General features: G+C 56.0%; 13 protein-coding genes, 1 tRNA gene and 1 other RNA gene. 14 read left to right on the forward strand and 1 reads right to left on the reverse strand.

Annotation, left to right across the window (positions count from 1 at the left end):
• Window positions 1-155 precede the first annotated feature (155 nt).
• The 11 genes from terL (at window position 156) to ACQZ40_RS25285 (ending at window position 5,957) form a co-directional block, all read left to right on the forward strand.
• Window positions 156-992, forward strand: a complete 837-nt coding sequence (gene terL / locus ACQZ40_RS25235) for a phage terminase large subunit (RefSeq protein ID WP_448748878.1) — start codon at window positions 156-158, stop codon at window positions 990-992.
• Between the two features lie 228 nt (window positions 993-1,220).
• Window positions 1,221-1,640 (forward strand): hypothetical protein, encoded by a 420-nt coding sequence (locus ACQZ40_RS25240; protein WP_448748879.1) that lies wholly within the window; start codon window positions 1,221-1,223, stop codon window positions 1,638-1,640.
• Between the two features lie 509 nt (window positions 1,641-2,149).
• Window positions 2,150-2,314, forward strand: coding sequence for a hypothetical protein (locus tag ACQZ40_RS25245; RefSeq protein WP_448748880.1), 165 nt, complete (start codon window positions 2,150-2,152; stop codon window positions 2,312-2,314).
• A gap of 323 nt (window positions 2,315-2,637) precedes the next feature.
• The gene (locus ACQZ40_RS25250) at window positions 2,638-2,823 is read left to right on the forward strand and encodes a hypothetical protein (protein ID WP_448748881.1); all 186 of its coding nucleotides are present in this window, start codon (window positions 2,638-2,640) and stop codon (window positions 2,821-2,823) included.
• Between the two features lie 316 nt (window positions 2,824-3,139).
• Window positions 3,140-3,484 (forward strand): hypothetical protein, encoded by a 345-nt coding sequence (locus ACQZ40_RS25255; RefSeq protein WP_448748882.1) that lies wholly within the window; start codon window positions 3,140-3,142, stop codon window positions 3,482-3,484.
• A complete protein-coding gene (locus tag ACQZ40_RS25260; protein ID WP_448748883.1) occupies window positions 3,481-3,741 on the forward strand; it encodes a hypothetical protein in 261 nt (86 codons plus the stop codon). The genes ACQZ40_RS25255 and ACQZ40_RS25260 overlap by 4 nt, the downstream gene beginning before the upstream one ends.
• Window positions 3,742-3,895: 154 nt before the next feature.
• Window positions 3,896-4,144 (forward strand): hypothetical protein, encoded by a 249-nt coding sequence (locus ACQZ40_RS25265; RefSeq protein ID WP_448748884.1) that lies wholly within the window; start codon window positions 3,896-3,898, stop codon window positions 4,142-4,144.
• 151 nt (window positions 4,145-4,295) lie between these two features.
• Window positions 4,296-4,363, forward strand: an RNA gene (locus ACQZ40_RS25270) — hammerhead ribozyme type II.
• Window positions 4,364-4,375: 12 nt separating this feature from the next.
• Window positions 4,376-4,567, forward strand: coding sequence for a hypothetical protein (locus ACQZ40_RS25275; RefSeq protein ID WP_448748885.1), 192 nt, complete (start codon window positions 4,376-4,378; stop codon window positions 4,565-4,567).
• Window positions 4,567-4,920, forward strand: a complete 354-nt coding sequence (locus ACQZ40_RS25280; RefSeq protein WP_448748886.1) for a hypothetical protein — start codon at window positions 4,567-4,569, stop codon at window positions 4,918-4,920. The genes ACQZ40_RS25275 and ACQZ40_RS25280 overlap by 1 nt, the downstream gene beginning before the upstream one ends.
• 674 nt (window positions 4,921-5,594) lie before the next feature.
• On the forward strand, window positions 5,595-5,957 hold the full coding sequence (locus ACQZ40_RS25285; protein ID WP_448748887.1) for a MarR family winged helix-turn-helix transcriptional regulator: 363 nt from the start codon (window positions 5,595-5,597) through the stop codon (window positions 5,955-5,957).
• 13 nt (window positions 5,958-5,970) lie between these two features.
• Here the strand turns inward: ACQZ40_RS25285 and ACQZ40_RS25290 are convergent.
• Window positions 5,971-6,055, reverse strand: a tRNA-Leu gene (locus ACQZ40_RS25290).
• 16 nt (window positions 6,056-6,071) lie between these two features.
• Here ACQZ40_RS25290 and ACQZ40_RS25295 point away from each other — a divergent pair.
• The 3 genes from ACQZ40_RS25295 (at window position 6,072) to ACQZ40_RS25305 (ending at window position 9,956) form a co-directional block, all read left to right on the forward strand.
• A complete protein-coding gene (locus ACQZ40_RS25295; RefSeq protein ID WP_448748888.1) occupies window positions 6,072-7,088 on the forward strand; it encodes a tyrosine-type recombinase/integrase in 1,017 nt (338 codons plus the stop codon).
• Window positions 7,089-7,492: 404 nt separating this feature from the next.
• Window positions 7,493-8,971, forward strand: a complete 1,479-nt coding sequence (gene tig / locus ACQZ40_RS25300; protein WP_065656126.1) for a trigger factor — start codon at window positions 7,493-7,495, stop codon at window positions 8,969-8,971.
• Window positions 8,972-9,305: 334 nt separating this feature from the next.
• Complete coding sequence (locus ACQZ40_RS25305) at window positions 9,306-9,956, forward strand: hypothetical protein (protein WP_448748889.1); 651 nt, start codon at window positions 9,306-9,308, stop codon at window positions 9,954-9,956.
• The last annotated feature ends 160 nt before the right edge of the window (window positions 9,957-10,116 follow it).

A 10,116-nucleotide genomic window follows, 5' to 3' on the forward strand; every position in this document is an offset into this window, starting at 1 on the left:
GCAACCCCGGCCAGCGCCGGGCAGGCCAAGCGCTGATCGCCTACAGGGGGTGAATATTGGACGCCGATAAGGGGTCAACATTCCGCGCCGATTGACAGCAAGACCTCATCGAGCGTGAAGCCTCGTATGGTCGCTCAGGTTTCGCCCTTCAGTTCATGCTCGATACGTCACTGAGCGATCAGGACAAATACCCGCTCAAGCTCTCTGACATGATCGTCTCCTCTCTCGACCCCCGCATGGCCCCGGCCAAGCTGGTATGGTGCAATGACCCCGAGAAGATCATCTCCGATCTCCCAAGCGTGGGCCTTCAGGGTGACCGTCTCCATCGTCCTATGTGGACCTCGAACGAGATGGCGGAATACTCCGGCTCGGTCATGGCAATCGACCCCTCGGGCAAGGGCGGTGACGAGACGGCCTACGCCATCGTCAAAATCCTTCACGGCAACCTCTTCCTAGTCGCGTCAGGCGGCTTCAAGGAAGGCTATGCAGAAACCACGCTGAAGGCCCTCGCCACGCTCGGTAAGGTCCACAACGTCAATCGTGTAATCGTCGAAGCGAACTTTGGTGATGGCATGTTCACGCAGCTCCTGAAGCCTGTCTTCACACGGGTTCATCCGGTCACCATCGAAGAGGTCAAGCACTCCACGCAGAAGGAGCGCCGCATCTGCGACGTTCTGGAGCCTGTCTTGAACCAGCACCGCCTAGTGGTCGATAGCGCGGTCGTTAAGCGTGACTTCGAGGCTGAGCCTCACAGACAGCTTTTCTACCAGCTCACCCGCATCACACGCGACCGTGGGGCGCTGATCAACGATGACCGTCTCGATGCCCTGGCAATCGCTGTCACCTACTGGGTGGAGCATATGGCCCGAGACACCGACAAGGCCGCTGAAGACCACAGAGCGGAGATGCTGAAGCGAGAGCTTGAGAGCTTCTCGGAGACCGTCTTCGGAAGGACCAATGACGACAACCTGAGATGGTTTAACCTCGGTTGAAGACCAACCTTTAATTACCCCACCCTTTAGGAGAGAATACTAAAGGGGAGGAGGGGGAGACTGATGAAAAAGAGTTTCCCTCCGAATGATCTTTAGGATGGATGGAGGTGGAAGAAACCCCCATCCACCTCCTTGATCCCCAGAAGAAACCTTAAGGTAACCTATAGGGGGGCTTGAGGGCGATTCCTCGGTTGTGTATTCGTGAATGCTCAATCAAGGGGGTACTTCATGAAACTCATCCGCGTGGCCGCCGCCACAGCCATTCTCGCTGCGCTCGCTGGCTGTGTTACTTCAGAGCAAATTGACGCTGGAGCTAACACCTTCAAAGGGCAGCACTACCAGACAGCCTTCAAGCGACTGGGCTTCCCCGACCAAGAGAAGAAGATCGCAGGCTTCACCGTTTATAGCTGGCTCAACCAGAACTCAGGCTCCTACACGGTACCGACCTATAACACAGCCACAACCTACGTAGGCGGGCAGGCGATCTATACGCAGGTTCAGGGTTCGACGACCGAGAGCTACAATTACCATTGCAAGCTCGACCTGATCGTGGACACCAAGGGTATCGTGATCGACACCAAGGTAGACGGTAACATTGGGGGCTGCGAACGCTACGCTGCTCTCGCCCCCAAGAAGGCCGCTAAATGAGCAACGAATACGGACCTAACAAGACCGAGTTCCAAGGCCCTTGGCTCCTCTGGCTGGCCGTAGGTGTTGGTCTGGGCCTCGCAATAGGGGCCGTGATGTGGGCCTGAAGGTTCCCCAAATGTTTGGCCTAAAAATTTCTGAGGTCAGATCAGAATAAAGGCCACGCCAAATCCCCCCGCCGCCCCTCTTCGACGAGCCTTTCCGGCCTCTGGGGCAGCCTCAATGCCACATGATCGTGCCACATGACAGCTAACACATTGAAATCATTAGGTGTCGCATTAGATGATCGATCTAAAGATGAGCCTATGTGGCACGGCTAGGGCAGGCTTAGGGGCCTGAGGCTGGCTTGTGTCGCTGCTTTTGTTTGCCTCTTTTTCATGGGGTGTATTATGCTTTTTCGTGGCCCCTCAATCACACCATAAGGACACATCATGCGCTCCTCTACTGGTCCAGATAATAAGCTCCCTAACTTCACCGTGGCGGATAAAGAGGGGAACAACGCTAGGACAGTGGCGATCAACCCGCTGAACGTCATTGCGGTTGAGGAAGTCCCAGAGCAGCCGGGAAGGGTGAATATCGTGTTGAATGGCGGTATCGTCTATCACGCTATCCTTGAGACCGTGGACGAGGTGAATGAACAGCTTGGCGATTGGCTGGAGCGTTACCGCACCTAAACGACGCCTCATCCTGTCATAAATCGCCCTGGCATTATGCCTTTTCGTCCCACCTAAACGTGACACATAGGCAGCCATAGCGGCCAGCGATCGTAAAAAGATCGGATCAAAATCAATGGCTTATCAAATAATTCACGGGTAAGTAGGTTCCAACGGTTGCCAATCAATTACCATGTGAATACATTGCCCTCACCAAATCGGAGACGAGGCGGGACTGACCTACAGGGCAGGGTTCTTTGACAATTGAATAGGTACGGGGCTGTAGCTGCCCCGCTGATGAGGCCAAGCATGGCCGAAACCATCCACCCGTGAATGAGGTAATTATGACCGAAGCCGATATCATGCATGAAGCCGGTAACTACTGGGTGGGCCGTGAACGGGATAGCTACACGGTCTACAAGGTCGGGGCCACTCACAGCGTCAGCGATAGCGCATACGCTAAGACACCTGACGGTCTCTCAATAGCGATTGCCCGCTGTGACTATCTGGCTAAGCGCGCCCAATCGTAACCACTCGTGAATACCTTGGCGGGGCGTCTAGTCCCGCTCAAGCCTACCATTGAGGGCAGCCTAAGCGCTGCCTTGAGTGGTGCGCTTGCTGGCCGTGACGAACGGCCCATGAATGCCCGCACTCGGAAGCCTCGACGATACAGGGGCAACGCTGGAGGAATTGCCATGGTCACATGGTCAATCACCCTTCGCTGGAAAATGAAAAAGGCCACGGTGCGCCTCACCGTGACCCTATTCCTAACCATCTAGCGATGGGGCGGGAGGCTTTCGGGCTTCCCGCTTCAGCATCCTAATCAATCTAGCAAAGGATGCAAGCATGGTCATGACGCGTGTAGATTTCTGGAAGCGCCACGCTGCCTTGGAGACACCCGAAGGGCGTTATGCGCTCCACCGCGAATACTACGGGCAGTATGTCGAGGCTGCGAACATTCGCATTCCTACCTACCTGCTCGACAAATGCCGCGTGGCCCTCGCTGCGGGCGACCACTATTTCAACAGCCCTTACACCTCACTGAGAGACTGGGACGAACTCAGCCTCAGCACGCAAATGGATGTTCGCGTTACGAAACTGCGGAAGGAGAATAAGGATGGCTGGTCCTTATCCTTCAATATCTGCGTTCTGAAAGAAGCGGCCTTGCGGCAACTGGAGGCAGGCCAATGACTTCATCTTATTTCGCTCCTCTGGTCACGCACCCGGTCATCATAACGGAACCCGGCCAATACCGGACAAGAGCCGGCGAGGTCGTCACCGTCAAGCGTGCCTCCAAGCTCAATGATTTCGGGTGTAGAGGCCACTATCAGAACGGGGTTCCTGAGTTCTGGCACCGCAGCGGGCGCATCTTCGTGAACGCCCTCAGTGACCATGATATCGTAAGCCGCTTAGAGATGCCCACCACGACCGGCGAAGCTTTGTCCTAACGCACTCACGGGTGGATCAAATGCACCACGATATCTTCGTTAACATCCTCATCGGCTGGTCGCTCATCGTCTTCGCGTGCGCCTGCTGGCTCAACCGCAATCCCCTCTGAACACGCCGAAACAGGCTCTTCCCGGGCCTGTCGCGGGCCTTGGCATGGCTCGCCTGATGATGGCTGCCGGAATGAAAGGAAATGGCATGAGGAAATATTACACATTGGCCGTCCGCATTGATGGCCGGTGGTCGCCCGAGTTCGGGGATTACAATCGAGAATGCGTTCAGGCCGAGCTTGCAGGCTACCTCGATAGTGGTGCTTGGAAGCGCAAAGACCTCAAGATTGTCACGACTGGCGACAATCAGGCGGCCATTGATGCGGCCATTCGCAAGCTGAACGGGGGGGCGTGAATGGTGACCGACCCGACAGACGCCCGCGCCATGGCTGCTATTGAGGGACGCGATTTCATCGATTGGCGAGGCCGGAACTACGGACGACCGGCCAGCCGAAACCAGCCTTCCGCACCGCCCAGTAGGGCCGACACTCACTGACAATCTAAAACGCCGAAACAGGCTCTCGCGGGCCTGTCCCATGGGCTGGCATCCCGTGGCTGATGATGGCTGCCATAATGAGAGGACGATATGGGAAAATCTCGCGCTGAGATCGAGCCGCAATGCGGGTTCGAGGTCGAGCAATGTAATGGTGAGGGGGTGATCTACCTGACTATTCCAGAGGACGCCAAGGCAGGTGACCGTGTTGCGCTCTGGACCAGTCCCAAAGCCTTGACGCGCTTGAGAGACGAGATCGAGGCCGTTCTTACGGTGGTTTCCTGATGGCCCAGACCTTGACCCTCGACCACGCCCATACAGCTCTCTGCATCTGGGAGGCTTGGCTGGAGACTGACACGGAAACCGCATGGACCGAGTACCGGGACAATCGCGGGGCCGTTCATTCCCGCTACGCCTGCCTACATATGGCTCCCCAGATAGAGGCCGTTTACGCGGCCCTGAGCGAGGAGGTTAGGGGTGGCTTGTGCTTTGACTGGGAATTTGTCCCGTCGATGCTGAGCTATTTCAGCTTCTCGAACTTCACAGAATACCCAGAACTTGTGCGGCCAGCGGTTGAAATTGCCGCTGAGTTTGCCGGAACGCTCAGCACTGGGCAGCCCGCGCCTGAAACCACCTGACGAGGCCAGAGGGCCGAAACCTAGGGGGCAAATATTATAAGCCCCTGATGGTCGTGGTGTATCCACAGTAATTCACAGGCTGTGTCAACAATTAGCCATATTGTCGGCAAAGCGGTGATTTCCGCAATGACTAACCGTCTGTTTTTACTTCGTTTTTGGTAATGACTACCAGCCTTCGGCCATCAAGTCCGACTCAAAGAAGATATGCGGTGATGCATAGCTGCCATGCGCGTTTGTTCGAACGGGTTCTGTGAACCCAGAAACAAAACGTTAAAAAAGTCTAACAAGACCATACGCATGGGGCCGCTATGACAATGATTTGATGGGAATTTAAGCCACTTATATATCCACGAGTGGTTGAATTTCAACTTGCACGGTATGGCGGGCTAGGGGTATAGCCAAGGGGTCTTGTGAAACGTGAACAAGACGAGAACATCGGACGAGGTGAACAGAGTGCGTTTTTTCAAGAAAACAAAGCGATTTGAGATGTATGTGGAGGTTAATTCATCCCGCATCTTAACTCACTTTTTCGATTGCCGCCGCCAAGGCTCGGAAGTTGAGATTTGGCTAGGTCGGTGCTACTTCGCGTTGCACGTTGTCAAAACCTAATCACAGGTGTATGAGTTCCTCGCGTACTCTGGCCCGTGGTGGGCCGATCAAGAGGAACTTTGACTATGCCTAGAACTATCTTTTCCCGCCTTTCAGCGGTGCTTGGAGAGGTGCGACAGCTTCAGGACGGTAAAGCTGGCATATCGGTACAGGCCCTTGAGGTCTTCACCTGCATAGCCGCGAAGGAGGGGATTTCCTCATCCGAACTTAGAAAGAATACCGGCATTCCTCAGCCCTCAGTGAGCCGCGCCTTGGGCGATCTTGGCGACTGGGCTGGTCGGCGTGGTGCTGAAGGTCTCAAGCTCATTAGGACCGAGCGTGACCCCCTAGATCAGCGCAACGTTGTTTGTTTCCTGACACCAACAGGAAAACTCTTAGCTGCCCGCATAGAGCAGCTAATGGGTGCCACCAATTCGGGGGTAGACTGAATTGCTTAGAAAGTGGTGCCCAGTGAGGGACTCGAACCCCCACGCCTCTCAGCGACGGTACCTAAAACCGTTGCGTCTACCAATTCCGCCAACTGGGCAACGAAAGGATGTGCGATGCCAGTTAAACCACGCGGGGCCTCTTGGCAAGCCGCTGTTTCATGGAAAGGACAGCGGGTAAGGAAAGACTTCGCTACGAAGCATGAGGCCGAGATTTGGGAAGCCAAAACGAAGGCCGCTTTAATGTCCGGTGAATATGAGGTCGGAGTAAAATCCACCGAGCCGGAAATGACCCTCCAAGACCTCTTCGATTTGGTCGCTGAAACCAGATGGAGAGGAACCAAGGCAGAGAAGACCTCTTGCCTCAATGGTCGCCACGTAATCGAGATTTTAGGGCCACAGCGTCCTGTCAAAAGTCTCTGCTATGAGGACACCTTGAAGATCAAGAAAGAGGTCGCGGCATGGAAGCGTTCAGACGCCACCATCAACCGCAAGCTCGCCGCCTTCTCGACGTTATGCAAGGAAGCCTTCAATTTGAAGAAGCTCGACAACCTCTTTCCGGTTGGCCTGATCAAAGAGCGGCAATGCCGTGTCAGGTTCTACGGTGAGGAGGAACTGAACGCCATGCTGAAATGGTGTGAGGATCGAGCCGAAGATGAGTTGCGGGACTACATTGTTATATCGCTCGATACAGGCTTCCGTCAGGGGGAGGTGTTGAAGATCACCAAGAGGGACGCTGATCAGGCCGACCTCTGGACCTACGACACCAAAGCGGGGAACAATCGTGACGTTCCCCTCACAGACCGCGCAAAGGAAATTCTGAAGCGCCGGTCGAAGTTCCTCAACGATCCAGATGCCAAGCTGTTTGTCCACAAGCCGCAATGGTATCGCGATCACTGGAAGCAGATGCAAAGCGATCTCAAAATGTCAGATGATCGCAACTATGTGCCGCACGTCTTGCGTCACACCTTTGTCACGAACATGCTCCTCGTGGCTGACATTCGCACGGTCCAAGAACTCGCGGGCCATAAGCGGATCGAAACCACGCAGCGTTACGCCCATACTTCCGCTGAGCGCAAACGGCTTGCCATTCAACGCATGTCAGAGTATCAGGAGGCCGAAACGCGGGCATGACACATGACACACTGTGCCATTTCAGCGTGACACAAGTGCAAGTATAGAGATTGAGGCGAGAGCTAACAGATTGAATTTACTGCGCGTTTGTGGGTAGTAAAGGGCGTGAGTTAGATTTAGGTACCAACGCTTCGGCGTGGGAGTTCGAGTCTCTCTACCCGCACCACAAGCAAGGCATGGCTGCGCCACGCTTGCGCCAGAGTGCATCCTTAGGGATGCGGGAGCTTCGGGGTTTATTATTCCCCTTTGGTCTTCTCTCCGGCGCAGGCGCAAAGGTGTCCGGCAGGCGCTTGTGTAACGAAATAACAGAAGCCACGGCCGGGGAACGATGTTTCCGGCGCAGTGCTCGAAAGTAAACCAACGGCTGTCTGAGCACCGCCGCCATGATGTGAAGGTTTGAGAAAATGCAGGTTATCGAAACGCTCGCTGAAGGGCTGAAGCGCGAACTCAAGGTCGTTATTCCGGCTGCCGACATGAAGGCCCGTCTGGACGAGCGCCTGGTTGACGCCAAGGACAAGGTTCGCATCAACGGTTTCCGTCCCGGCAAGGTGCCGATGGGCCACCTGAAGAAGATGTACGGCAAGTCCATCATGGCCGACCTCGTCAACGAGCTGGTTCGTGAAAAGCCGACCGAAATCCTTTCCAGCCGCGGCGAAAAGTCTGCGACGCAGCCGGCCATCTCCATGACCGAAGACGAGCAGGAAGCCGAAAAGATCCTGTCGGCTGAATCCGACTTCGAATTCACCGTTGCCTACGAAATCATTCCGGCCATCGAACTGAAGGCCAATGACGGCATCAAGGTTACCCGCGAAGTTGTTGAAGTCTCCGAAGACGAAATCAACGAGCAGATTCTGAAGATCGCAGAAAGCGCCCGCACCTACGAGACCAAGAAGGGCAAGGCCGCCGATGGCGACCGCGTCACCATGAACTATCTCGGCAAGGTTGACGGCGTTGCCTTCGACGGCGGCGCTGCTGAAGATGCCGAACTGGTTCTCGGTTCCGGCCGCTTCATCCCCGGCTTCGAAGACCAGCTGGTCGGCGTCAAGGCTGGCGATGAAAAGACCATCACCGTGACCTTCCCGGCCGACTACCCGGCTGCGAACCTTGCCGGCAAGGAAGCCAACTTCGACATCACCGTCAAGGAAGTTGCTGCTGCCGCTGCTGTTGAAATCAACGACGAACTGGCCACCAAGCTCGGTCTCGAATCGGCTGAAAAGCTGAAGGAAATCGTCAAGGGCCAGATCGAAAGCCAGTACGGCAACATTACCCGCCAGAAGGTCAAGCGTCAGATCCTCGACCAGCTGGACGAAATGTACAAATTCGACACGCCGGCTGGCCTCGTCGACGCCGAGTTCGACAACATCTGGCGCCAGATCAACACCGATCTCGCTCAGTCCGGCAAGACCTTCGCTGACGAAGACACGACCGAAGAAGAAGCCCGCGAAGAATATCGCAAGCTGGCTGAACGCCGCGTCCGTCTCGGCCTCGTTCTCTCCGAAATCGGCGAAAAGGCCGGCGTTGAAGTGACCGAAGAAGAAATGCAGCGTGCGCTGTTCCAGCAGCTGCAGCAGTTCCCGGGCCAGCAGAAGGAAATCCTCGATTTCTTCCGCAACACCCCCGGCGCTTCCGCTTCGCTGCGCGCTCCGATCTTCGAAGAAAAGGTCATCGACAAGCTGCTTTCCGAAATCGCGGTAACGGACAAGACCGTTTCCAAGGAAGAGCTTCTGGCTGACGACGCCGAAGAAGCAACGGAAACCAAGAAGAAGGCCCCGGCCAAGAAAAAGGCCGCTGCCAAGGCTGACGACGCCGCTGAAGGCGAAGAAGCCGCTCCGAAGAAGAAGGCTCCGGCCAAGAAGAAGGCCGCTGAAGGCGACGCCGAATAATCTTCTTCAGTGCAAGCTGATTGAACAAGGGGCCGTAGCGAAAGCTGCGGCCCTTTTGTTTTGGGCGTCCGGTTTCTGGGCGGTCGCGCGGGCTTCGTATCTTCGTTTCGATCACAATGCAGTGCAGCATGATTTTTTGCTGCATCTGCTCTTGTTCATCTCCCGTTCATCTGGCACCCTGCGCAGCATGATTTGCCCCGGCCGCTGCATGCGGTCGTTCGGGCATTGTGTGCCGCTCTTGTGCGGCCTTATCGCTGCCAAACCATTGGCCTTAAGCTTTTACCGTGCCTGCCGGGTTCTCCCGGTGCGCCCTTAATTTGCAAGGGGACAAGATATGTCGCCACAAGCGGGTTTTACCCTTCTATTGTCTCTTTTCACCGCCGCTGGCACCGCGGCACACGCCGATGAGGCCGGGCTGATCTGGAAGCCGGTCAAGAATTCCGACCGTTCCTATACGGCGCGCATCGGTGCGAAACTGCCGGTCGATACGCCCATTCGCGCGGGGCTGGAAATGGGCATGAGCGCTTCCAAAACGGGGCAGGTGGTGGATACGCCGGTGCGGGTATGGGGTAATGTCACGCTGCTGGCCGAACAGTTGCCAGGCGTTTCACTTGCCCGTGATGTCGGTGTCATCTTCAATGCGCTGACGGGATCGAGCAGCGTTTCCGTGACCTCGCAGCAGAAGCGCATCGTTACGCCGGAGCTGGATATCGAGGCGAACCGCAATTTCACCGTGCGTTATGACGGCACGGCGCAGCAATGGAACGGGCTGGATGTGTCGCAGTCGCTGCGCCTTTCCCGCTCCGAGACCGGCACGGCCTTTGTGCTGACGGGGGCGAGCCGTAACAGTTTCAACGAGTTCAGCAGCGGCGTGGCGGTGGAGCAGAAGATCGGCGACAATCTGACTGTGCGGGGGACGCTCGATCAGGGTTATGCGGATCATTTCCGGCCGGGGGTGAGTGCGCGGTATAGTATTCGGTGGTGAGGGGGGTGGGCTGTCTGCGCCGGGGTCGTCTCTAGATAAATGGGAAGCTGCAGATGAATGTCTCTCTTCCGTCATGCCGGACTTGATCCGGCATCCAGCCACGGCGCGTCTGCGCGGTGAAAAGACTCTTTTGCGATCAAGTCCTTGATCGCGCTGGCCC

It is taken from the genome of Agrobacterium sp. 16-172Ci (assembly GCF_053522725.1).

Bases quoted from the DNA above. Each gene is read 5' to 3' on its own strand.
- terL (WP_448748878.1), top strand. From the start codon at position 156: ATGCTCGATACGTCACTGAGCGATCAGGACAAATACCCGCTCAAGCTC.
- ACQZ40_RS25240 (WP_448748879.1), top strand. From the start codon at position 1,221: ATGAAACTCATCCGCGTGGCCGCCGCCACAGCCATTCTCGCTGCGCTC.
- ACQZ40_RS25250 (WP_448748881.1), top strand. From the start codon at position 2,638: ATGACCGAAGCCGATATCATGCATGAAGCCGGTAACTACTGGGTGGGC.
- ACQZ40_RS25255 (WP_448748882.1), top strand. From the start codon at position 3,140: ATGGTCATGACGCGTGTAGATTTCTGGAAGCGCCACGCTGCCTTGGAG.
- ACQZ40_RS25260 (WP_448748883.1), top strand. From the start codon at position 3,481: ATGACTTCATCTTATTTCGCTCCTCTGGTCACGCACCCGGTCATCATA.
- ACQZ40_RS25265 (WP_448748884.1), top strand. From the start codon at position 3,896: ATGGCTCGCCTGATGATGGCTGCCGGAATGAAAGGAAATGGCATGAGG.
- ACQZ40_RS25275 (WP_448748885.1), top strand. From the start codon at position 4,376: ATGGGAAAATCTCGCGCTGAGATCGAGCCGCAATGCGGGTTCGAGGTC.
- ACQZ40_RS25280 (WP_448748886.1), top strand. From the start codon at position 4,567: ATGGCCCAGACCTTGACCCTCGACCACGCCCATACAGCTCTCTGCATC.
- ACQZ40_RS25285 (WP_448748887.1), top strand. From the start codon at position 5,595: ATGCCTAGAACTATCTTTTCCCGCCTTTCAGCGGTGCTTGGAGAGGTG.
- ACQZ40_RS25295 (WP_448748888.1), top strand. From the start codon at position 6,072: ATGCCAGTTAAACCACGCGGGGCCTCTTGGCAAGCCGCTGTTTCATGG.
- tig (WP_065656126.1), top strand. From the start codon at position 7,493: ATGCAGGTTATCGAAACGCTCGCTGAAGGGCTGAAGCGCGAACTCAAG.
- ACQZ40_RS25305 (WP_448748889.1), top strand. From the start codon at position 9,306: ATGTCGCCACAAGCGGGTTTTACCCTTCTATTGTCTCTTTTCACCGCC.